Here is a 21,653-nt window from a genome sequence, read left to right on the forward strand (position 1 = left end):
ATGCCGACCACCTGTGGCAGGCCGTTCGTGATGTGCTGACCACGCCGTTGGCCAGCCGTGTGATGCGCCGGGACTACGGCAGCCTGCTGCCTGATTTGCTCGATGAGCCGGAAAACGACATCACGCGCTGGCGCTCAGGAGTGGCCGCCATGTCAACCGTTGACCTGTCTCAGTTACCGCCGCCACACATCATTGCCATACCGGCATTTGAACGCATTCTTCATGACATCAAGGTTTTCATGATCGCGGCCTTTCCGAAGGCGCAGCAGGCGTCTGTCGCGGCGTCGCTGGCGCTGGAATCCGAGCCGCTGAACGTGAGCGCCCAGGTGGTGGCTTACCGCGTGATGCTGCTTGAGCAGCAGATCAATGACGGTGCGGCGGCCTGTATGTTAAGTCATGCGGTGGATGCCGATCTGGATAACCTGGCGGCTAACCTGAACACTCGGCGTCTGGTGGTAACGCCCGCAACGCAGACCGACCCCGCCGTGATGGAAAGCGACACCGCACTGCGCCTGCGGGCGCAAGCGACCTTTGATGGGCTGAGTGTTGCCAGGCCATCGGGTGCCTACGAATACTTTGCCAAAAGCGCCAGCGGCAAGGTGGCCGATGCGAAAGCGACCAGCCCATCCCCTGCGGTGGTGGTGCTTTCCGTACTCTCGACGGAAGGGGACGGTACCGCTGACGCGTCGCTCCTGGCGAGTGTGACGCGCGCCTTATCCGCTGAAGATAAACGCCCCCTTGGCGATCGCCTGACGGTGCAGTCGGCCAGCATCGTCACTTATCAGATTGAGGCGCGTCTGCATTGTTACCCCGGACCGGAATCTGAGCCCATTCAAGCCGCTGCGCAGGCGTCGCTTAAGGCGTGGCTGGCACAGCAGGGAAAAATTGGCCGTCATGTGGCCCGCTCCGCCATTATGGCCGCGTTACATATGCAGGGTGTACAGCGCGTGGAAGTCCTGACCCCTGCCGATGAAGAAATCGTGATTGACGATACACAGGCGGCGCGCTGCACCGCCTTCACCATCAACATAGGGGGCACGGATCAGTGATATTCCCGTTGAACTGCGTCAGTTATGGGACGCGGATACGTGTCCGGCGGCGCTACTGCCTCACCTTGCCTGGGCGCTGTCTGTTGACCGTTGGGATAAAAACTGGCCGGAGGCTATCAGGCGGCAGGTGATTAAAGCCGCCTGGCAGATCCACCGGCAAAAGGGCACCATCACCGCCCTGAAGCGCGCTAGAGCCACTGGGCTATCGCGTGATTGAATGGTGGCAAACCGGCGAGGCACCGGGCACCTTCCGACTGGATGTGGGCGTACTGGAAAACGGCATTACCGAGGCCATGTACCAGGAGCTGGAGTGCCTGATTGCGGACGCCAAGCCCGTCAGCCGCCACATGACCGAGCTGTCGGTCAATCTCGACGTTAACGGCCAACTTCCGGTCGCCGTCGGCAGCTATGATGGCGATATCCTGACCGTGAGCATCACATCATGAGCATCAAATTTTTTGGCATCCTGACCCACTAGGGTGCGGCGCGGCTGGCGAACGCCGCCGCGCGGCCCTCAATCAACTGAGCGTTGACCCGCTTAACGGCAGCCAGATCATTACCGAGCAGGTTATCCCGGAAAATGAGGGCGGATGGTGGATAAGGGAAATGGGCCTGTTTGACAAAGACGGCACCCTGATAGCGGTAGCCAACTGCCCGAAAAGCTGGCGAAAGACCAGAACAGCGCAGATATCCGTTTGGTGCCTATACCCAATCCACCATGAAAGTCTGGTCAAATAAGAATGCTGATTCAGGTTTTCGCTATGTGGCCATCGGCTATTAATGTTTCAGGTAATGATAATGAACGATGAAAGATATGTCTTTAGCGGCACGACCGGCGCATTTTATCCCCTGAATCGCAAGCAGGGCTACATCGATGCCGGCTCATGGCCTGAAGACAGCGTTGAGGTAGGAGAGGAAATTTTCATTAAATTTCAAAATCCCCCACCCGGAAAGCTGCGTGGCGGCGACGCCAACGGCTATCCGTGTTGGGTGGATGCGCCGCCGCCCACGCCGGAAGATGCCAAACGAAGCGTAGCGCTCACGAAAAAGAGCCAGCTGGATGACGCCGGACGCATCATTGAGCCATTACAAGACGCAGTAGACCTCAACATGGCAACGGAAGCAGAAAAAGCCGCGCTGCGGGCATGGAAAAAATACCGCGTGTTTCTTAACCGCGTTGATATCAGCACCGCGCCGGATATCGACTGGCCGACACCGCCGGATGAGGAAGCATAACGTGTCCTCGCCGATGATTCCCTGGGTCGGCGGTAAGCGTCGCCTGATAAAACAGATTTTGCCCCACTTCCCGGCGCACCAGTGCTATGTCGAACCTTTCTGCGGCGGTGCCTCGCTGTTCTTCAGCAAGCCGCCCTCTAAGGTGGAAGTGCTAAACGACATTAACGGCGAGCTGATGAATCTCTACCGGGTGGTGAAAGTGCATCTGGAAGAATTTATGCGCCAGTTTAAATGGGCATTCAGCGCTTCAATCTGCTGCGCCTGGAAGAGCAGCTATCACAGGCGCACCTGCGGCTCTCAGACGCCACCATTGAACATCTGGGCTGGCAGGCTTGCATTGAAAAGTACGACCGCCCCCATACGCTTTTCTACCTCGACCCGCCCTTATATCTATTGGCATACACAGGGTTACGGAGTGACATTTCCGTTTGAGGAGTATGAGAACATCGCACAAATAGCCCGAACCCTTCAGGGGAATATGCTGATTTCGGTCAATGATATTCCCGAGATGCGTGAGGTGTTCACCGGACTCCCCCAGAAAAATACCATATATCTGACCTATGCCGTTGATTAACGGCCAGGGGCGCCCGGTATAGGCTTGCGTCGCCAGTGCAGCAAGCGAGACGTCTTCCCCCGTAATTTCAGGGTAAAGCACCCCGTCAAGATTGAGCTGCGTTTCACCGGCACCAATGTATTGCCATTTTGCCGAGCGGTTAATGCGATCATTTTTGACGTGTCGCCAGTTCAGCGAGTGCCGTAACTGCTGGTAGGGCAACGTTTTCAGTTCAAAGACAAACATGCCGTATACCATCATCATGATCCTGCCTCCTCTAGTCTCTGTCTTTAAAACTGCTGCGGCTGAATTGTTCGCGCCGCGCCAGCTCGGCATTTACCGCATCGGCAGCAATCCGGCCAATGTCACGTGCATCCTGCCGATCGACACCGTGCAGATGAACATGGATTTCCCCGGAAAAGCCACTGCTCGCAACGGCCATCGGATGGAGACGACGCCTTGCCAGCGGCATTTCTGCCTGCGTGACAGGCAGTGATGCGGTAATCACCGCCGGGCGGGTGTGTAGTGTGCTGGCCAGGCGCTCCCCCTGCCATTCGCCGCGAACAGCCAGTGCGCGCGGCAGGTTTTTAAAGATGATATCGCCGGGGCCAATACGCTTTTTGATCTCCTCCAGCAGTCCCCCCGTATTATCGGCGATCTTCTGTAAGCGGCGCTGTGTGCCACTCTCGCCCCCCAGCGGTGAGGGGCCGGCAGCCCCACAAACGGCGCGGCTTTGGGTGACCAGTTCCACCCCTTGCACACCATCTTTTTTTGTTGCGGATCCCACTCCCACATCACGGGCGCTTTCTGCAGGCTCTCCGCTTTGAGGCGCGCAGCCTCAAGGCCGGCAGGGATGAGGCCGAGCTTTTCCAGTATCCAGCCGACCTCCTTCATCAGGGTCGTTAACGGCAATAGCAGTAATTGCAGGGTGCCCCTAGCACCTTGCCGAACGTTTCACCGGCACCGGCGCACTTATCCAGTGTGTCCCTGCTGGATTCCATCGGGGAGAGCAATGTCTTGAACCCGTCAAAAACCCGGCCTATCCCCACGCCTATAGCATCAAATAGCGGGCGGAATGGCGTGAAGGTGTCGCGCAAGGGAGCAAGCTTCGCCATGATGCCGTCAAGCACCCCGGCGAAAAAGACTTTGATAGGCGCCCAGTATTTCCAGATAAGTACGCCAGCTGCCACAAATGCCGCTCCAATAAGGGCAATCGGACTCAGCAGAAAGGAGAGCGCCGCGCCCAGTCCGGAGATGGCGGCGATGATGATACTCCACAGTGCTGGTAATCCCGTCAGGCGCAATGCCAGTCCACCGATGCCCCTGGTGAGCGCGCCAAGCTCCGCAGAAGGGGACATAAAGACGGCCAGCAGCAGGCTTTTCAGGGGGGCTAGCAGCGCCATCAACCTTCCTGCACCAGCGGTCAGGGAGGAAAAGACGCCTCGCCATTCGCTGACACACGCCATTGCCCCACCCGAGGCACCGCCCAGCCGCTGATGGCGGTGATCACGTTGCTGGCGCGTTGCGTCAGGCGGCGCAGGGGGCCATCAGTGGTTTCTTCAATCTGGATACGCAAACCTTCCCAGGCGCTTTCCAGGTTTTTCAGATCGCCGCCGAGGTTATTGGCCATCACCTTGGCGGCTTTATTGGCTTCTCCCTGGACATTTTTCAGTTCGCCAATCAGCTTTTGCAGGGCACCACTCCCGGCGGCCTGAACCAGCGTCTGGAGGGTGTTTGCTTCTTCTTCCCCGGCAATATCCTTGAAAAAGGCGATCTGGTCGGTCGCCCCGTATTTTTTGGTGGCGTTGTAGAGATCGGTTAATACCGCCTCTGCCGGGCGCATTTTCTGTGGCGTCGGCAATCGAGACCCCCAGCGCCTTCAGTGATCCCTTGGCGCGGCCCACCGGCGCCGCCAACCTGGAAAACGTTGCGCGCAAGCCCGTGCCCGCCATGCTGCCCCGCAAGCCCTGATTGGCGAGCACGCCAACCATCGCCGCACCTTCTTCAACACTGACCCCGAGCGTTGACATACCCACCCCGGCATAGGTCATCGCCTCGCCCATGCTGCGCAAGTCGGTGTTGGTGCGGGTAAAGGCACCGGTCAACACGTCACTGATGCGATCCATTTCGCTTGCCGACAGGCTGAACTGGGAAAACACACTAGAGCCGATATCCGCCGTTTCGCCGAGATCCATGCCTCCGGCCAACGCCATATTCAGCACGCCTGGCAAAGCCGCTTGAATGGCCTGCGGCGTAAACCCCGCCATCGCCAGAAATGCCTGACCGCTGGCCGCGTCGCGGGTCGTAAACGCCGTTTCCGCGCCCAGCTTTTTAGTCTGCGCGCGCAGGGCCGCCAGCTGCGCGTCGTCTTTATCCAGCTGGGTCAGCGCCTGAACGCGCGACATCTGGGCATCAAACCCCACTGCGGGCGCTAAAAATCGTCCCCCGGCATAGCCTGCCGCCGCTGCCCCGGCTACCGCCATCGTGCCGCCGCCGCGCAACCTGCCCGCAGTTTGTTGCAAGCGGTCATAGCGGGCGCGCGCTTGCGTAACCGCGGCCAACTGCCGCCACTCGCGCTCCAGCGTCTAGTTATACTGCGCCATGCGGCGTATGGCGCTCTCAAGGGTTCGGTTGCCGCCGAGTAGCGATACGCCGTGGCTTTTGAGTGCCTGGGAGGCGGCGCGCAGCGTCACCATTTCCTGGGTGCGTGTGGCGTTGAGACGCTCTAGTCGGGCAGCCAGTTGCGCCATATGCTCGCGCTGTTTGTCGGTAAGCCGTGTGCCTGCCTGCTGCGCCTGGCTCAGGCCGTCAAGTGTCCGACGCACGTCGTCAATATTGCGGGAGGTTTTGCGCGCTGTCGCGCAGACGGTTGAACGTCCGGGACTGGCTCTCCAGTCCCTTGATGGCGAACTGCGTTTTTTAAGGGACTCAGACAGGCCGCACGCACGCTGGCGGGCTGCATTGACCGGGCGGATCAGTTTATACTATCGCGCTGAACGCGACGCGGATATTAAGGCTTTTCACCGTCACCAGCTCCACTGGAACAGCCGCCCGCTCACGCCAGGCTATGACCTCGGCCAGTGCCATGCTGAAGATTTCAGAGGGAGGCCAGTTAAAAACAACGGCAATATCAGCGACCAGATCGTCGATCTGGTCAAACTGTAATAGCGTTACGGGTTTTCCGTCTCCGCCTCGCTCGATTCGCCATGCCCCGGCGGCGTCAAAAAAGGCATCAGCTCCTCCGAGAGGCCGACGAAATCACGGGTGTCCATTTCGGCGCTTTCTTTGGTCTTGAAATGGGGAGACGTGACGCGCTCCAGCAGTGTGGTGATGGCGTCCGTGTCGAGGTTCAACACGTTGACCAGCCTCAGCCCGCGCAGCGACCCTGCCTGTTTGATATCATCGGTGATCGTGACGGCCGTAATGGTGTCATTGCCGCGAATAATGGGGGTCGCCAGCGTCATGGCCTGGTGGTTTTTTTTGCTCATTGTCGTCTGCTCCGTGCGGCGGCCTTCGCCGCCCTGTGTGAATGGCCTCAGCTCCCCATGCCCAGGGCTGAGATGATGCGGTCCGGGTAGAGGTTTTTGCCGTCTTTCTTGTAGATGAAATTCAGAAAATCAAACTCAAAGATCGGCTTCTCATCAATGGAGAGCTTGTAATAGGTGTTTTTCATGGCGTAACTGATGGAGGTGTCTTCCCCCATCTTGCTTTCGCCACCGTCTATTTCGGTGATGCGCCCGCGTAGCTCAACCTCAACCAGCATGTCGCTGTAGTTGGTGTAATAGGCCCCGGCAAAGCGAAAGCGGGTTTCGTCGATCTTGCTGTAGTACATTAACAGGCCGTCTTTTTCCAGACCGCCCATCACCATGGTGGTGTCTAGCGCACCGCTATCAAACTCCAGATCCACGGCGACAGATCCCATCATGCCACCCGCCTGGAAATCTTCCGTTTTGCGCGTCAGCTTTGGCAGCGTTACCGATGTGACCTTGCCGATGCAGTTGTTACCGTTCACAAAGCAGGTGAGCTGATGCAGTTTATGTGGAATAGCCATGGGTTATGCTCCTCCCAGCGAAGAGAACGCCGGACCAAAATAGTCATCCGTGAACGTCTGGTATAGCGTCATGTTTTCCAGCGGCGGCACCGGCGTGTAGTTGTATCGGATACGCACCTCTCCCTGCCGTAGCGCGGTTGTCGGGTTATCCAGAATGATCAAACCCTAGCATGTGGCACCAATCAGCCGCTACTGTGTCACCAGGGCGCTCAGTTTGCCGTGAATGCCGCTGGCCACATCCTTGACGTTGGTCGGCGTTAGCGGCCCGTCAACGGCTTCAAACTGCGCCTCAGCAATCGTGTCCGCGAGAATTTGCGCCGTGCGGGTATACCCCTCGAAAATAGAGGCGTTGGTGTCGGTAGTGCGGTTTCCCCAGAAGCGGAATCCGTTACGCTTGATAAGCGTGGTAATGTCCTTGTTGTTCAGGGCATTGGCATCGCTTTCTTCCGCCTGAAGCGACCAGAACACGTCATGCAAGATCCCCAGTACATGACTGACCCCCACGTTGGACAATGATTTATGCCACCCCTGCTGATTGTCGATAAGGGCACGCAGGCCGCACGCATAGGCGGAGTGGTCGGCAATGGCCTTGAGCGTTTTGTACAGCGAGCCGGCCTTGCCCAGCACGTTATTGACCCGCGTCAGCAATACGGGGGTGTTCGCGTCGGCATCATCCACCACGGCGACCATACCAATGACACTGGATTCAATATCATTGATGGCTGTCACCAGATCGGTATTTTCCCAAACGTGTACACCATGAAAGCGAGACTCAGACATGTGTACCGCCATTACAGTTATTGGGTTAGGGGTGATCATCGCCCATGTTTGCTGCCCACTCACGTTATTCCCGGTCTGGCCGCGCGGCGACAACAAAAACAGATGTTGCCGCGTCCGCGCGCGTGGGATCTCCTTCGCCCAAAACGCGGAACATTATGGCGCTTTCAGATCTGAAAACGACACTCAACAACGTGGTGGGCGAGTATAACGACGCATTGACCGAGGCGATAAAAAGTCCCGGGTTCTCGATTACCTTGGGCGACCGGGTACTGACGCAACTGGATGAACGGATCATGTCGTTATCGCTGACGGATAACCGGGGGTTTGACGCTGACCAGTTAACGCTTTCCGTTGACGATAGCGACGGACGCCTGGTGCTGCCGCCGAGAGGGGTTGAGCTTGCCGTATCTATAGGCTGGCTGGGGGAGCCAAGGGGCGCTATACCGTTGATGAGGTGTCCCACGAAGGGCCGCCGGATACGATAGGCATTACCGCCCGCAGCGCTGATTTTCGTGATGAGCTGAACGTCAAGAGGGAAGTCTCCTGGCATGACGTGACCGTTGAACGCGTGGTCTCCGCTATCGCGCATCGCTACGGCCTGAAAGCGCAGATCAGCGACAGGCTGATGGACATTGAAATAGACCATGCCGACCAGACACAGGAAAGCGATATGTCGTTTCTGACCCGCATGGCGGACATGTTGGACGCGATAGCCACGATAAAAAACGGCTGGCTGCTGTTTATTCTGCCGGGCGGCGGCGTCAGTGCGTCCGGTAAGGCGCTGCCTTCCGCCAGCATTACGCGCATGAGTGGCGACCGACACCGTTTTCGCATCGCGGATCGGGATGCCTATACCGGCGTGCGGACCTACTGGCTGGATCTGAATTTTGGCAAAAAGAAAAAAGTCAGCGTCAACGCGCGTCGGACAGCCGCCGCCGCAAAGTGGCAGCAACTTCAACGGGGCGCAGCGGCGTTCTCCCTCACTCTGGCGCGAGGCCGGGCGGAGCTTTACCCGGAGATGCCGTGACCGTCAACGGCTTCAAGGCCGATATTGATCATCAGGACTGGATTATATCGCGGGCAGAGCACGTAATTGACAATAACGGCTTTACGATCCGCCTCGATCTGGAGGCGAAAATACCTGAATGAATAGCGAAAACGGATTAAAATGAAACGATGTTCAACTTCCAGGTGGAACGCTTATCATATTCAGATGTCCCTTTTGCAAGGCAATGGCCCGCACCCGCACCAGTCGTTCACTCAGAGACGATCCGACAATATCACCAGTGTCAGAACCTGGAATGCAGCCGTTCATTCACGACGATGAATACGTTTGAGCGGGAAATCACGAAACGCACAGCCGCAAGGCCCCTGCCCGCTGATTTTATTCCCCGTGACACCTTTCCCTCCTCCCATTACGGTAGAAAGCAACTTAATCTGTCCCTATAAAAAAAGCCCCGAAAACCGGGGCCTTTTGGTCGATATGGTCATTGATTGGACACTGGCAGAAATAAATCCTTTTATTTCAATGCATTAATATAGAAAAAACAACACCATCCCGGTCAGTGCCCAGCCCTGACGCCGGGATTGCGCCAACGCCTGATCTACCGCCATTTCCAGCTGATTTTTTACCGATCGGGACATTTTGCGCATCCACATCACCATCCAGGTCAATACGGCGACTGCGATAACCGCTACGATGCCCTCGAACAACTCTTGTTCTTTTTGCGGAAATTCACCGGTGGTGGCGTTAATCGCCAGCCCCAATGCCAGGCATAATAGCGCTGTGGTAATAGCGCCGAGCCACACCCTTTTCAGCCATTGACCGCGTCCGGTTTTTTTCAGATAACCCGTGATGAGGCTAACAATCACGAAGCCAGCATGCAGCGATTGAGAGTAAGGAGAGGATGCGCCGGGCATAACGCGCATGTTTTTCCGACGCAGGTAGGGGTTGCCCGGGCTTGCGCCCTCCCAACCCGGTGCGGATGCGACATTTCACAACATGATCCCCAAGGCCGCCCGGCGCCCCTGCCGCGCAGCCGGGTTTAGCGCATACATCAGTCTGGCGCGGCGGCGAATCAGCCGGGCCTAGCGCTCGAGTCTTCCGGCACGGCCCGCGGCTTTGCCCTTGCGCGGACGGCTGGCATACAGATACAAAAGCAGCGCAACGCTGCTGCAAATGGCCATGGACAGCACCATCGGCCAGGCGCTGTTAAACGTCGACAGCGACAATAGCGCGCCGATAATCGCGCCGACGCCGAAACGCAGCGTACCCGCCAGCGACGAGGCTGTACCCGCCATATGCGGAAAATCTTCCAGGATCACCGCCATCCCGTTCGAGGTCACCATGGCAACACATCCCACAAACAGCGCGACACCCACCACCAGCGGAATGAAGCCTAAATGCAGCGTCAGCACCACTATCATCCATAGACAGGTGGAAAATTGAATCGTCAGACCGAGCCGAAACATGCTTTGCGCCGCGAAGCGCGCGACAAAACGGCTGTTAATCAACGTCAGGATAAACAAAAATACGACATTGAGCGCAAAATAATAGCCGAAGTTCTGCGGCGATACGTCGTTGAGGTCGATATAGACAAACGGCCCGGCGCTGAGAAACGAAAACATGCCGGCAAAGGAGAAACCGCTGGCCAACATGTAGCTAAAGACGCGTTTGTGACGAAACAGCGAACCGAAATTGCCGATGGTGGTGCTAAGACGGAACTTTTGTCGCCGCTCGCGCGGCAGCGTTTCGCGAATAAACACCAGTACCAGTCCGGTCGCGACCAGCGCCGCCAGGCCGATGGTCCAGAATATGGCATGCCAGCTTAACAAAACCAGCAGGCCGCCACCGATGATCGGCGCCAGTAAGGGCGCTACGGTCATCACCAACACCACGAAAGACATCATGCGCGAGAAGTCATCTTTAGTGAACATATCGCGCATCAGCGCATTGATCACCACGCTTGCGGCGGCGGCGGCCAGACCGTGCAGCAGGCGCATATAAATCAGCATCTCCACGGATTGCGACAGCGCGCACGCGGCCGCGGCCAGCGCGAAGCAGAAGGTCCCGAACATGATAACCGGCTTGCGACCAAGACAGTCGGCCATCGGCCCGTAAAACAGCTGGCCAATGGCGAAACCCAGGACATAAGCGCTCAGCGTCATCTGCACGCTGCCGGCGCTCACACCGTATTCCGTCGCGATAATCGGTAGCGCGGGCAGGTACATATCGATAGCCAGTGGCATCAACATGGACAACAGTCCCAGTATTACCACGATACCGACATGCTTTTTACGTTCGGGATGCACTCTCCATACTCCTTTCAACAAACTGATGAGATGTATTATTGGCTTAATTTACCAGCAGACCCGCGCCGGCAACTTCCCCGGCGGTCAGCGCGCGGTATTCTCCCGGCTGGAGATGCGCATCCAGCACGATGGCGCCGATGCGCTCGCGATGCAGCGCCACCACCCGATTACCGACGGCGGCGAACATACGTTTTACCTGGTGATAGCGGCCTTCGCTGATGGTCAGACGCACCTTTAGGGGCGAAAGCGTTGCCAGGCGGGCCGGACGGGTCGGCAATTTCTCGCCGCGCAGCAGGATGCCGGCGGCGAATTGCGCGGTGATCTCCGCAGCCAACGGCTGCTCCAGCGTCACTAAATAGTCCTTTTCGCAGTGATGGCGCGGCGAGGTCAGCCGGTACGACCATTGCCCGTCATCGGTCAACAGCACCAGACCCGTGGTATCAATGTCCAACCGGCCGGCGGCATGAAGCTTGTCCGGTACCGGTTCGTCGATGAAATACAGGATCGTGGGATGATCGGGGTCGTCCGTTGAGCACACATAGCCTTGGGGCTTATTCAGCATGAAATAGCGCGCGGTCAGAATCTGGTGCAGGAGGTTGCCGTCAAAGCGCACCTGATGTTCGGGCCGCAGTTGGAACGCCCCTTGTTTGATAATCTCGCCGTCCACGGTGACACGTTTGGCGCGCAGCTCGCGCGCCACCAAGGCCCGGCTGACGCCCAGCTGTTGAGAGAGAAATTTGTCCAGTCGCATTAACGTTGTTTTGCCTGTAATCTTGGGAGCGCCTGGCAACGTCGGCGCTTCCGCAGAGGGAAACCGCCACGGCTGAAAAGGAAACGTCAGCGGATCGCGCAGGTTGAACAGCCGTTGCTGTTTATACGACGAGTATACCGGGGCTTACCCGCCGCGCCTAGCAGGCATCCACTTGAATTATTAGCATCCATCCTAATTCATTATGAAGACAGCCATTATCACGACTATTTTCCCCGATTTTTTCCCACTGGCGAGGGTGCGGCGCTGATGGCATTGACGCTGCGCCCCTATCAACGTGAAGCGGTGACGGCCACCGTCGATCATTTCCGCCGTCACAGCACGCCGGCGCTTATCGTTTTGCCAACCGGCGCCGGCAAAAGCCTTGTCATCGCCGAGCTGGCCCGCCTGGCGCGCGGCCGTGTTCTGGTGCTGGCGCACGTGAAAGAGCTGGTGGCGCAAAATGAACAGAAATACCGCGCCCTGGTACTGGAAGCGACCATCTTCGCCGCCGGCCTGAAGTTGCGCGACAGCGCCGGCAAAGTGGTGTTTGGCAGCGTACAGTCGGTAGCGCGCAATCTTTCAGCCTTTACCACCCCGTTTTCGCTGCTGATCATTGATGAGTGCCACCACCTGGGCGATGACGACGACAGCCAATATCAGCAAGTGCTCCGCCATCTGCGCGATGTCACGCCCGGGCTGCGCATTCTCGGCCTTACCGCAACACCTTACCGGCTGGGAAAGGGATGGATATATCATTTTCATTACCACGGCATGGTGCGCTGCGATGAGAGCTGCTTTTTTCGCGACTGCATTTTTGAACTGCCGCTACATTACATGGTGAAGCACCGCTATCTGGTGCCGCCTGAGAGGTTGAATATGCCGGTGCGCCATTATGATTTCAGCCGCCTTCTTCCCAACGCGCTGGGCGACTACCCGGAAAAAGCGCTTAACGGTGAATTGCAGCGCCAGCGGCGCATCACACCGCTGATTGTCGCGCAAATCCGTGATTACGGCGCCGCCAGACGGGGCGTGATGATCTTTGCCGCCACCGTTGAGCACGCTGGCGAAATTCTCGGCCTGCTGCCGTCGGATCAGGCGGCACTCGTCAGCACCGCGACCCCGGCCGTGGAGCGCGACAGGTTGATTGCCACCTTCCGCGCGCAGCGCCTGCATTACCTAGTCAACGTCGCGGTCCTTACCCACCGGTTTCGACGCGCCCCATGTTGACGTTATCGCCATCTTGCTCTCGACGGCCTCGGTGAGCCTGTACCAGCAGATCGTCGGCCGCGGGTTGCGGCTTTATCCCGGCAAAACTGCATGTCTCATCCTGGATTATGCCGGCAACGGACACGATCTCTACTCGCCGGAAGTCGGGCAGACATAAACCGGACGGGCAGAGCCAGCAGGTACAGGTTTTCTGTCCCGCCTGCGGTTTCGCCAATCTATTTTGGGGCAAAACGACGAGCGATGGCGAGGTGATTGAGCATTACGGCCGTCGTTGCCAGGGCTGGCATGAAGACGAACGGGGCGAGCGCCAGCAATGCGATTACCGCTTTTGCTTCAAACTGTGCGCCGACTGTGGCGCACAGAACGACATCGCCGCCCGTCACTGCCACCATTGCCAGCGGATTCTGCTCGACCCTGATGATATGCTCAAGGCGGCGCTACGGCTGAAGGATGCGCTAGTGCTGCGTTGTAGCGGCATGTCACTGCGCGCGGGTCAGGATGATAAGGGGGAATGGCTGCAGGTTACCTATTATGACGAGGACGGCGCCGACGTCGGCGAGCTCTACCGCCTGCACACGCCAGCGCAGCGGCGGCTGTTTGCGCTTCGGTTTCTGCCGTTGCACCTGCGCCCCCCCCCGGGGGTGGCGTTTACCTTGGGGCGGGCGAAGGACATCGAAGCGGCAGCGGACAAGTTACGGGCGCCGGATTTTGTGGTTTCCCGCTTACGCGGCTAACCGGGTTTCGTTTGCTCCGCGCCGGTAATTCCGGTAAAATCCTGCCTGCTTATTGACAAGCATGTTTATCCTGCCTGCTGCTGGGTCGCCTGTAGCAGGTTCAATTTCAGGTTTTGAGAAAAATTATGTTAACTATCAACGCTGTAATCCGTAAAGACCAGGGCAAGGGTGCGAGCCGCCGCCTGCGTCTTGCGAACAAGTTTCCGGCTATCGTTTATGGCGGCACCAAAGCGCCGGTCGCCATCGAGCTGGATCACGATATCGTTCTGAACACCCAGACCAAAGAAGGTTTTTACACCGACGTTCTGGCTCTGGTGATCGACGGTAAAGAAAGCAAAGTGAAGGTACAGGCAGTGCAACGTCATTCGTTCAAACCGAAACTGACCCATATCGATTTCGTTCGCGCCTAAGTGTGTAACGTCGAAAGAAGAAACGCCGCACCCTGCGGCGTTTTTTTACTCCGCGAACCCACCTTCCATCGCATTCTTGTCAGATAGCGTCATGTTCGCGCAAACGGCGTTTGCCGTGGGTTTCCTCCGAACGCTTCACAACCGCCGTTATCCTTCACATATCGATCTCAGCCGTTCTTAATGCCCCCTTACCCGTTTTTTCAGCTTGTTCGACAGCCCGTCCTCCACCCTTTCATTAATCTTCTCGACCACCGAGTCTATCACCGCCTCACCGGCCGTTATCCAGGTTGCATCCGTCATGGCCTCATACGACGTAGCCCTGACTGCGGATTTAACCGCTGCGCCAACCGCGTCCTGCAGCGCTTCGCTTACCGCCCCACCCACCGACTCGACAGCGCTTTCGACAAGGACTTCACCGACCTCTTTTGCCGCTTCAATAGCTGCCAGGGCGATAATCCAGGCCACCGGTCCGCCGACTATCGTCCCGGCTTCCACGGCGTCAACCTCCAAATCTTCCACCACCGCCTCCTCCACCGTTTCCAAAGCCACATCCGCTGTGGTTTCCTTTTGTTGAGGAGATAAACCGTGCCGGCCCCTAAAGCTACCGCTCCCGCCGCGCTGCCGCTGGTCGCCAATTGCATTAAGGGGGCGCCGCCCCTTTTTTCCACTGCGCTCTTCGCTTTCTCCTCGTAAGGTACGACAACCTTAGTCATAAAGTCTTGGTCAGCGTTATCGATGAGGGAGGGAAAACTGTGTTTTCCGTCTCTTCCCCCCGGTACGGAAGGCAGCGGAACGTTTTTATGCGCGAGAGCCAGCACCACAATACCAGGATGACCTTGGGAGATGATTTCCTGATAATAAGGTGCTTTATCTCACTGAGTATACTCTCTGATGGCGTCTTGAATATCATCCGAATTTTATTGAGTTTCTGTTCAGTCAAGCCGAGAACATGACTATTCTTACTTAATTCCTCCTCAACAACAGACACCGCCACCCTGTGTTTTTGATCATAGGTTTTACTGATTTTTTTGATTATCGCTTCGATTCTCTTTTTAAACTTGGCAATAGTGGAAAAAATACGAAAGAACTGATAAACATTCCACGCCTCTTTGACGACATCATTACGTAAATCTTCTGAGACGTTTTTTAGTTTCCGCAAATGTCGGGCTGAAAATTTATTCTGCTTAATATAATCCTCATGAGTAGCAAGATCCGCCTTCGCCAACCTAGCCGCCGCAAGTAAATATTCCGCCTGATGAAAAATTTTCTTGGCAACAAATAACAAGCCATAAACTTCATTGGCCATTTTTTCGTTTTTGATAACCGTAATAGATTGATATAACTCTCTAAGGGCATCGACCGTGGTGGGATAAGAATTTTCTGCGGTTTGAAATATCAACATATCATCCATTCTTTCATGCAAGCCTGCTTCAGCTGACCGTTTTGCCCGGACATTACCGCGGGGCAGCGGTGTCCGGACACTAACATCCGCAGTACTCTGCAACGGGAGATGAAACTCGATCGGCATTGGGGCCTGCGCCGAAGGAGGCAACTGACCCGACAGCGCGGTTGCAACATGGCCGACATTTGCCGGCGCAGCATTCAGGCTGCCAATCCCGTAGCCTGGCTTGATAAGCGAGAGCAGAGAAAGTAAATTGATGATATTACTTTGCCTGAGGATTGGTCACCGGGTCTCCATGACATTTGCCGCGTTGATTAATGCCAAGATCCTTTGACCAGCTGCACCGTCATCCCTGGCCGGATGCATGCGTAGCGACCGTTCTTCGCGGTCAATAGTTGTATCTTTTCTATTTTTATCATGAAGGTAGTTATAATAATTTCCGACAACACTATTTTGCCGTGCGACTGATGACATGGGCATTACACACCTCCTGGATTTATTGAATTCCATATTACGATTAAACAAGCCAAGGCGAGGAGCATTAATAAAAAAATCTGAATTGCTAATAAAAACCCTCTATAACCAAAGTTATCCAGCCAAAAAATAGGGGTGTGATAAATAATTCACAGGATCGCCTGCGCAATAGGTAAAAAAACCAGCAACATACCGGGATATTTATTTTTCACGAAGGTAGCATAGCGCGATTCGCTATTGCAACAAAAACGTAACAGCCTGGAAACGTACGGGAGTCGTTATCTATCATTCACTTTCAGGCCAATGATTGATGTATTAATTATCTGGACGCTAGCGGGCGCCGTCACCTTAAACCACCGTACTATAGTCAACGGTGATTTAAGGTATTGTGAGCGTTATTTGCCGTTCTGACGACGGGTTAATTGATCGCGCAGATTCGGCGGCGTTCCTTTAATCGTCAACGTGTCCGTCGCGGGATCCCAGAAAATGCGTTCGCCCAGCAAATGCGCATCAAAATTAAGCGTTACCCCTCCGCCGCTGCCGGCGTATTTGGTGAGCTGGAGCAGCGTGCCGCGATCGGCTGGGAACGTTTCCTCCAGCGCATAGCCCTGTTCGCTTGAGAAGGCCTGGAAAGTTTTGTCACTCACCGGCGCCAGAGTGGCGGAAAGTTCCACCAGCGCAATATCCTCGCCGGCCTGCAATTGCTCTTTGCAGTAGCTGTGTACCTGCTGGCGAACCTCTTGCCGTTGGCGATTATCCAGCGCTGCATCGGTGCAGTAATCATCCACCGCCTGCAGCAGGCCGCGGTTTTGCGCCTTGGTGTCCAACCCTTCGGCTGCTGCGAGAAAGTCCATAAAGAAATCCGAGACTTTCCGTCCTACGCGCCCTTTCAGAAACGTCAGATAACGCGTGGAAGCCGGCTGGGTTTCCCATTCGGTCAAATCGATGCACGCCACAATATCCGCGTGGTGTATATCCAGGTACTGGGTACTGCTGATATCCAGCTGTTCATTGACCAGCATACTCTGACAGGTACCGAGCACCGCGATGAGCAAATATTCTACCGCCAGGTAACGATACTGGCAAAACAGGACAGTTCCGCCTTCGGCAAACGGATATTTCGCCAGCTCATCGCGCAGTCGCCCCGTCGCGGTGCGGCTGAAGGCAAGAAAGTTTTCATTTCCCCGGCGGCAACTGCGTACCGCGTCCGCCAGTTCACTCTCGGGCGTGAAAATGCCGTAGGCCTTGCTCTTGGCACTGTATACGCGGTGCAGCTCGGCCATCATATCTTCCACCGCCGGCGAGACATCAAGAGGCGTATCACGCAGCACCAGCTCTAGCGTCTGTTCATCGAGCTTAATCATTTGATGCAGAGCAATCTGGTCGATATCCAGACTCATGTTCTATTCTCCATTCTGGTCAGGTGCGTATTCAAACACCGAATCGCCCGCCGCTGCAACTGTGTCGCCTCCGCCATGACCGAAGGCTGAAACGCTACAAAGGTTAGAAACGATAAAAGTGCGGAAAAAGGGGAGTTGATACGGTAAGATACCGGACTTTGACAGGCCACGTAGATGATATTATGCCACAAGCATCCCGTTACAGTGACGAACAGATAGAGGTCCTGCTTGCCGAACTGGCTGCAGTACTGGAAAAACATCATACGCCGACTGATCTCGTGCTAATGGTCTTGGGGAATATGGTCACCCATGTGATCAACACCCACGTCGCGCCGAGATGCGCAATACGCTGGTTAAATCGTTCACCGACGCGCTGCACGCATCGGTGCCGCTTCCCGACACGCATTAATTAAGCACAAGCCAAGACACAGCTATGGTGACAAAGAGTCAGCGCTACCGTGACAAAGTATCCCAAATGATTAGTTGGGGTCACTGGTTCGCCCTTTTTAATATACTGCTCAGCCTGGGGCTGGGCAGTCGCTATTTGTTCATCTCGGACTGGCCCGGCTCGCTGGCGGGCCGGCTGTACGCGTTCGCCAGTTGGCTTGGTCATTTCAGCTTTCTCAGCTTCACATTGTATTTGCTGGTAGTATTTCCCCTCACTTTCGTGGTGATGTCGCAACGGTTATTGCGTCTTTTATCCGCCATCATCGCCACCGCGGGGCTGACGCTGCTGCTGGTGGACAGCGAGGTCTTCACCCGTTTCCATCAACATCTTAATCCGATGGTGTGGGAACTGGTGATAAACCCGTATCAGACCGAGCTGGCCCGTGACTGGCAACTGATGTTTATCGGTATTCCGGTAATATTCCTGGTGGAAATGCTGTTTGGCACTTGGAGCTGGCAAAAATTACGCAGCCTCAATCGCTATAACATCGGCAAACCGGTGACCGCGCTGTTTATTGGCGCCTTTTGCGCCTCGCATGTGGCCTATATCTGGGCGGATGCGAATTTTTACCGCCCTATTACCATGCAACGCGCCAATCTGCCGCTATCTTATCCGATGACCGCGCGCCGTTTTCTGGAGCGCCATGGCCTGCTTGATGCTCAGGCCTTTGAGCGGCGCCTGGTCCAGCAGGGCAACCCGGAGGCGGCAGCGGTGGAATACCCCTTGAGTCCGGTGAGCTTTAGCGACAAAGGAAGCGGTCTGAACCTGCTCATTATCACCACCGGCATGCTGCGCAATGACACGCTGGACCAGCAGATGCCGGCCCTAAAGCGCTTCGCCGAACAAAACGCGCGTTTTGCGCAGCACTATAGCACCGGCAATCAGCTGGATACCGGCCTGTTCGGACTGTTCTACGGCATTTCGGCCTCCTATCTAGACGGAATCCTGGCCACGCGCAAATCCTCGGCGCTGTTGGACGCGCTGAATAAACAGGGATACCAGCTCAGCCTGTTTGCCTCCGACGGTTTTCGCGATCCGCTATATCGTCAGGCGCTATTGACCGATTTTACGTTGCCGGAGCCCGTCAGGCAGACGGACGTGCAAACCGCCAGGCAGTGGCAGCAATGGCGCGACAGCTACAGTGGCGCATCGCCCTGGTTCTCCTATGTGTCATTTAACGGCACCAACGTCAGCAGCGGTCTGGCCAACACGCCGGATTTCACCCGCCGCTATCAGCAAGGCGCGCAACGTCTGGACAATACCCTGGGGCAAATGCTGGATACTCTGCGCGCACGCGGCGATCTGGATAATACGGTGGTCGTCATCACCGCCGCCACCGGGGTGGAATTAGATGATAATGGCAGAGGACGGAGCGAGAGCGGTACCCGTTTCAACCACGCGCAGCTGCAGGTGCCGTTGGTGGTACATTGGCCCGGCACGCCGGCGCAGGTAGTAACGAAACTGACCAACCACAATGACGTCACCGTGACGCTCATGCAGCGTCTGCTGCATGCCAGCAATCGCGCCAGCGATTACTCTCAAGGGGAGGATCTGTTCGCTCCGCGTCGCCGCAATGATTGGGTGCTGAGCGCAGACAAACATCAGCTGGCTATTACCACGCCGCATGAAACCCTGCTGCTGGAAAATAACGGCAGTTACCGCACTTTCGACGTCAATGGTAAGGAGTTGTACCAGCAAAAACCGCAACTGACGCTGCTGCTGCAGGTACTGACGAATGAAAAACGCTTTATTGCCAACTAAACGCTTAAAACTAAAGCAGTCGTTCGAGTCGGCTATTGCATTCATAGCAAGAACAGGTAGTATAAGCGCCCATGAGTTCGGCATGTAGCGCAGCCTGGTAGCGCACCGTCATGGGGTGTCGGGGGTCGGAGGTTCGAATCCTCTCATGCCGACCAAATTCATCCCCAAAAAAAACCAATCGCCTGCGATTGGTTTTTTTCGTCTATCGTTAGCTCGCCGTCGATATACGGCGGCTGGTTGGCAAACCTCTCCGTTAGCCGAAGCGTTGTGCCCAAGACTCAGCCAACGCAATATCCTGCTCAACCGGCAAGCCGCTGATGCCAATTGCGCCAACGACCGCCCCCTGCATACGAATCGGCATACCGCCCGGCATCGGCAAAAGCATGGCATCATTCAATACCCCGAGAGCCATGGCGCCGCGCTGCACCTCTTCGGACACCTGACAGGTACTGCGCCGCAGCATGAGCGCCGTATAGGCTTTACGCTGGGCCAGTAACCGCGGCAGCGGCGGACAGCGGTGATGGGCGCCGAACGCCACCAGCTAGCCGTAGCAGCCCACGACCGCCACCGCCAGCCCGTGCGTACCGGGGTCGGAGGCCGTCGACTCAAGAAGATCCGCCACCATCTTAACCGCCGCGATATCGCTGAGAGTATAGCGCGCACTAAAAGCCGAGCTAGCCTTTGCCATGGGCGATAGTCTCCTGGATACGGTGATACAGCCCGTCCAATTCCTTTTTCTGCGTCGACGTCAGGGGGGTAAAGAGCTCACGCACCGGCCCAAGTTCGGTCAGATTACGCCCCGCCAGGCATTTCGCGGCTTGAAAAATCCCCCGTTCCACCATGAACGCCACGACAGTATTGATTTTCTGCTGCAACGCCTGAGCCTCGGGCATCTATACCCATCCGAAAAGCATCGCGCACCGCGATAAACAATTCGGGTTGCAAATTGACGGTGGTCGCGGTGGCGCCGGCGGCTAAGGCCTATAAGTATATTTCATCAAAACCGTTGAAAAAGATTTTTTCCGGGTACGTCGCCGCCATCCGTTCCAGAGAATATAAATTATGCGACGTGTGCTTCACCCCCAGCACCTGTTCATCGGTTAATAACGCCCCGGCCATCTCGGTACGAGCTCCACCGCAGTAAATTGCGGTATATTATAAATAATGACCGGTATCGCTATCGCCGACAGCACTTTGCGATAATAAGCGATAATCTCCGATTTGGAGAATTTGTAATAATAAGGCGGCGCCAACGTGGGAAATTACAGGCACCTTACCGTTAACCTGCTCCACCAGCGTGCGCAAGACGCGTTGTCTCTCCTCCAGGCTGAGCAAAGGACCTTCGCCGGACGATCCGCAGCAATAAAAGCCTTCCACACCCCGCTTTAATTGATGAGCAACCAACAACGCCAACGCGTCTTCGTTGATGGACTCATCATCATGTATCGGCGTCACGATGGCCGAAATAATCCCCCGGTATTTATCCCACTGGCCGTGCTTTACCATGCTGTCCATCCTTCATCGACCACCACATTGGCGCCGGTCATATAGACCGAAGCGTCGGAAAGTAGAAACACTATCGTTCCATTGTATTCATCCTCGTTGGCCATGCGGCCGATCAGCATACGGGCGGTATAATTTTTCTGAAAACGCGGATCCTGATCCGGCCGTGCCACACCGGAAATCTTCAGGGTATTAACCTGTATGCCGTCCCGTCCCCAATAAGTCGCGCAATAGCGGGTAAAGTTGTAAATACCCGACTTGGCAGCGGAATAGGCCACCGGCTTGATAAAGGGCACGCTGGTGTCCTCTTTTTTATAGCTATAAATGTCCTGTACAGGCGATACCACACCATAAATGGATCCAACATTGATGATAGACCCTTTTTTTCCCGCCGCTTTCATCCGGGCGTCCACCTGTTGAGTGACCCAAAAGGTGCCGACCAAATTGACCTCCACCACTTTGCGAAACACCGCGGCCGGGAAATGTTCAAACGGTCCGGATACCTCCGGCGGCGCGCTGGGCTGTGTATCAATCACGGCGTTATTGACCAATCCGTCAGGGG

At 56.2% G+C, this 21,653-nt stretch carries 18 protein-coding genes, 1 tRNA gene and 13 pseudogenes; 12 read left to right on the forward strand and 20 right to left on the reverse strand.

Features of this window, described 5'->3' with window-relative positions; all coding sequences use genetic code 11:
- The first annotated feature begins 149 nt into the window (after positions 1-149).
- From SGP1_RS14170 to SGP1_RS14185, 5 genes and pseudogenes are all read left to right on the forward strand, one after another.
- A complete protein-coding gene (locus SGP1_RS14170; RefSeq protein WP_011411384.1) occupies positions 150-1,049 on the forward strand; it encodes a baseplate assembly protein in 900 nt (299 codons plus the stop codon).
- Positions 1,042-1,495 (forward strand): annotated as a pseudogene (locus SGP1_RS27720) (phage tail protein I). The gene SGP1_RS14170 and the pseudogene SGP1_RS27720 overlap by 8 nt, the downstream one beginning before the upstream one ends.
- 49 nt (positions 1,496-1,544) lie before the next feature.
- A pseudogene (locus tag SGP1_RS27725) lies at positions 1,545-1,787 on the forward strand (phage tail protein); the annotation flags it as partial.
- A 60-nt stretch (positions 1,788-1,847) separates the two neighbouring features.
- Positions 1,848-2,285 carry a tail fiber assembly protein gene (locus SGP1_RS14180; protein WP_011411385.1) on the forward strand — a complete coding sequence of 146 codons (438 nt, stop codon included), beginning with the start codon at positions 1,848-1,850 and terminating at the stop codon, positions 2,283-2,285.
- Positions 2,272-2,859, forward strand: a pseudogene (locus SGP1_RS14185) (DNA adenine methylase). The gene SGP1_RS14180 and the pseudogene SGP1_RS14185 overlap by 14 nt, the downstream one beginning before the upstream one ends.
- Here the strand turns inward: SGP1_RS14185 and SGP1_RS31455 are convergent.
- From SGP1_RS31455 to SGP1_RS14225, 9 genes and pseudogenes are all read right to left on the reverse strand, one after another.
- Positions 2,821-3,102: pseudogene (locus SGP1_RS31455) on the reverse strand (phage tail protein); the annotation flags it as partial. The pseudogenes SGP1_RS14185 and SGP1_RS31455 sit on opposite strands and share 39 nt — an antisense overlap.
- Positions 3,103-3,115: 13 nt before the next feature.
- On the reverse strand, positions 3,116-3,631 hold the full coding sequence (locus SGP1_RS31460; RefSeq protein WP_166506704.1) for a hypothetical protein: 516 nt from the start codon (positions 3,629-3,631) through the stop codon (positions 3,116-3,118).
- Between the two features lie 109 nt (positions 3,632-3,740).
- Complete coding sequence (locus tag SGP1_RS31465; protein WP_166506705.1) at positions 3,741-4,241, reverse strand: hypothetical protein; 501 nt, start codon at positions 4,239-4,241, stop codon at positions 3,741-3,743.
- A gap of 20 nt (positions 4,242-4,261) precedes the next feature.
- A pseudogene (locus SGP1_RS36560) lies at positions 4,262-5,321 on the reverse strand (phage tail tape measure protein).
- 102 nt (positions 5,322-5,423) lie between these two features.
- Positions 5,424-5,663, reverse strand: coding sequence for a hypothetical protein (locus tag SGP1_RS31480; protein WP_166506707.1), 240 nt, complete (start codon positions 5,661-5,663; stop codon positions 5,424-5,426).
- A gap of 185 nt (positions 5,664-5,848) precedes the next feature.
- Positions 5,849-5,988 (reverse strand): annotated as a pseudogene (locus SGP1_RS33805) (GpE family phage tail protein).
- A 20-nt stretch (positions 5,989-6,008) separates the two neighbouring features.
- Positions 6,009-6,326 (reverse strand): tail protein, encoded by a 318-nt coding sequence (locus SGP1_RS14210; RefSeq protein WP_011411387.1) that lies wholly within the window; start codon positions 6,324-6,326, stop codon positions 6,009-6,011.
- Positions 6,327-6,373: 47 nt separating this feature from the next.
- A complete protein-coding gene (locus SGP1_RS14215; RefSeq protein WP_011411388.1) occupies positions 6,374-6,889 on the reverse strand; it encodes a phage major tail tube protein in 516 nt (171 codons plus the stop codon).
- A gap of 3 nt (positions 6,890-6,892) precedes the next feature.
- Positions 6,893-7,669, reverse strand: a pseudogene (locus tag SGP1_RS14225) (phage tail sheath subtilisin-like domain-containing protein).
- Positions 7,670-7,824: 155 nt separating this feature from the next.
- On the opposite strand from SGP1_RS14225, the pseudogene SGP1_RS33810 reads away from it, so the two are divergent.
- Positions 7,825-8,818: pseudogene (locus SGP1_RS33810) on the forward strand (phage late control D family protein).
- Between the two features lie 83 nt (positions 8,819-8,901).
- Positions 8,902-9,118 (forward strand): annotated as a pseudogene (locus SGP1_RS27750) (ogr/Delta-like zinc finger family protein).
- 96 nt (positions 9,119-9,214) lie between these two features.
- Here SGP1_RS27750 and SGP1_RS14235 read toward each other — a convergent pair.
- From SGP1_RS14235 to rsuA, 3 genes and pseudogenes are all read right to left on the reverse strand, one after another.
- A pseudogene (locus tag SGP1_RS14235) lies at positions 9,215-9,589 on the reverse strand (FTR1 family protein); the annotation flags it as partial.
- Positions 9,590-9,757: 168 nt separating this feature from the next.
- A complete protein-coding gene (locus SGP1_RS14240) occupies positions 9,758-10,924 on the reverse strand; it encodes a Bcr/CflA family multidrug efflux MFS transporter (protein ID WP_243466288.1) in 1,167 nt (388 codons plus the stop codon).
- Between the two features lie 100 nt (positions 10,925-11,024).
- Positions 11,025-11,732 carry a 16S rRNA pseudouridine(516) synthase RsuA gene (rsuA, locus tag SGP1_RS14245; RefSeq protein ID WP_011411390.1) on the reverse strand — a complete coding sequence of 236 codons (708 nt, stop codon included), beginning with the start codon at positions 11,730-11,732 and terminating at the stop codon, positions 11,025-11,027.
- Between the two features lie 267 nt (positions 11,733-11,999).
- On the opposite strand from rsuA, the pseudogene SGP1_RS14250 reads away from it, so the two are divergent.
- A pseudogene (locus SGP1_RS14250) lies at positions 12,000-13,690 on the forward strand (DEAD/DEAH box helicase); the annotation flags it as partial.
- A gap of 128 nt (positions 13,691-13,818) precedes the next feature.
- On the forward strand, positions 13,819-14,103 hold the full coding sequence (gene rplY / locus SGP1_RS14255) for a 50S ribosomal protein L25 (RefSeq protein WP_011411392.1): 285 nt from the start codon (positions 13,819-13,821) through the stop codon (positions 14,101-14,103).
- Between the two features lie 177 nt (positions 14,104-14,280).
- Here rplY and SGP1_RS24435 read toward each other — a convergent pair whose 3' ends face one another.
- The 3 genes from SGP1_RS24435 to yejK all read right to left on the reverse strand — a co-directional run bounded on the left by SGP1_RS24435 (position 14,281) and on the right by yejK (position 17,379).
- Positions 14,281-14,646 carry a hypothetical protein gene (locus SGP1_RS24435; RefSeq protein WP_148203521.1) on the reverse strand — a complete coding sequence of 122 codons (366 nt, stop codon included), beginning with the start codon at positions 14,644-14,646 and terminating at the stop codon, positions 14,281-14,283.
- Between the two features lie 166 nt (positions 14,647-14,812).
- Positions 14,813-15,631 (reverse strand): hypothetical protein, encoded by an 819-nt coding sequence (locus SGP1_RS14265; RefSeq protein WP_041867036.1) that lies wholly within the window; start codon positions 15,629-15,631, stop codon positions 14,813-14,815.
- Positions 15,632-16,374: 743 nt separating this feature from the next.
- Positions 16,375-17,379: a nucleoid-associated protein YejK gene (gene yejK / locus SGP1_RS14270; protein WP_011411394.1), complete on the reverse strand. Its 1,005-nt coding sequence runs from the start codon at positions 17,377-17,379 to the stop codon at positions 16,375-16,377.
- 182 nt (positions 17,380-17,561) lie between these two features.
- Here yejK and SGP1_RS27755 point away from each other — a divergent pair.
- From SGP1_RS27755 to SGP1_RS14285, 3 genes and pseudogenes are all read left to right on the forward strand, one after another.
- Positions 17,562-17,788: pseudogene (locus tag SGP1_RS27755) on the forward strand (YejL family protein).
- Between the two features lie 24 nt (positions 17,789-17,812).
- Positions 17,813-19,588, forward strand: coding sequence for an LPS biosynthesis-modulating metalloenzyme YejM (yejM, locus tag SGP1_RS14280; RefSeq protein ID WP_011411395.1), 1,776 nt, complete (start codon positions 17,813-17,815; stop codon positions 19,586-19,588).
- Positions 19,589-19,666: 78 nt separating this feature from the next.
- Positions 19,667-19,743, forward strand: a tRNA-Pro gene (locus tag SGP1_RS14285).
- 98 nt (positions 19,744-19,841) lie between these two features.
- Here SGP1_RS14285 and SGP1_RS24440 read toward each other — a convergent pair.
- The 5 genes and pseudogenes from SGP1_RS24440 to SGP1_RS14300 form a co-directional block, all read right to left on the reverse strand.
- Positions 19,842-20,126 carry a GlcG/HbpS family heme-binding protein gene (locus tag SGP1_RS24440; RefSeq protein WP_243466031.1) on the reverse strand — a complete coding sequence of 95 codons (285 nt, stop codon included), beginning with the start codon at positions 20,124-20,126 and terminating at the stop codon, positions 19,842-19,844.
- Positions 20,127-20,129: 3 nt separating this feature from the next.
- A complete protein-coding gene (locus SGP1_RS33815) occupies positions 20,130-20,276 on the reverse strand; it encodes a hypothetical protein (RefSeq protein WP_243466032.1) in 147 nt (48 codons plus the stop codon).
- Positions 20,263-20,481: a hypothetical protein gene (locus tag SGP1_RS33820; protein WP_243466033.1), complete on the reverse strand. Its 219-nt coding sequence runs from the start codon at positions 20,479-20,481 to the stop codon at positions 20,263-20,265. The genes SGP1_RS33815 and SGP1_RS33820 overlap by 14 nt, the downstream gene beginning before the upstream one ends.
- Positions 20,482-20,688: 207 nt before the next feature.
- Positions 20,689-21,103, reverse strand: a pseudogene (locus SGP1_RS33825) (dihydrodipicolinate synthase family protein).
- Entirely contained in the window at positions 21,088-21,642 is a 555-nt protein-coding gene (locus SGP1_RS14300) for an SDR family oxidoreductase (protein WP_243466034.1), read from the reverse strand. Before SGP1_RS14300 ends, SGP1_RS33825 begins: the two are co-directional and overlap by 16 nt.
- Between the last annotated feature and the right edge of the window lie 11 nt (positions 21,643-21,653).

This window comes from Sodalis glossinidius str. 'morsitans', from assembly GCF_000010085.1.
GTDB lineage: Bacteria > Pseudomonadota > Gammaproteobacteria > Enterobacterales > Enterobacteriaceae > Sodalis > Sodalis glossinidius.